Raw genomic sequence first — 392 nt, forward strand, 5'->3', positions numbered from 1 at the left:
TAAGCCGAAGCAGAGACGCGCCGTGCCGCAGGGCGCGGGATAAGCACCAAAGCGAGTGACCGAGGGTAAGCAGGGAAAATACGAGGAGAGATGGCGCTTTACGGAAACACCCTGCTGAAGCGGAATCGACACAGAGGACGCCATCGTTACCCGACGACGGATGCTCCTGTCCTCTTGCTCCCAGCCAATCAAGGACAATTGAGGAGTGTGTGAACCATACCGTGCGGGTCTTTGCATCGTTGCATCCTTGCCACCGTGGGAAGAACCGGGTTTCAGGCGACGCAGTGGAAGGAGAGTTGTACCGTTTGTGGGCCGAGCCGAAGGGGACAGGAAGAACGAGGTCACCTCTCCGCGACAAGGGATGCTGCATCGTCATGGTGCGCCCACTCACG

Annotated in this window: 1 protein-coding gene; it reads right to left on the reverse strand. The window is 58.9% G+C overall.

What is annotated here, in order from left to right:
• Positions 1–237: hypothetical protein (locus GSQ91_RS25710; RefSeq protein WP_216845257.1), on the reverse strand; the 237-nt coding region annotated here is incomplete at its 3' end.
• Positions 238–392 lie beyond the last annotated feature (155 nt).

Source organism: Granulicella sp. S156, assembly GCF_009766105.1.
Classification (GTDB): domain Bacteria; phylum Acidobacteriota; class Terriglobia; order Terriglobales; family Acidobacteriaceae; genus Granulicella.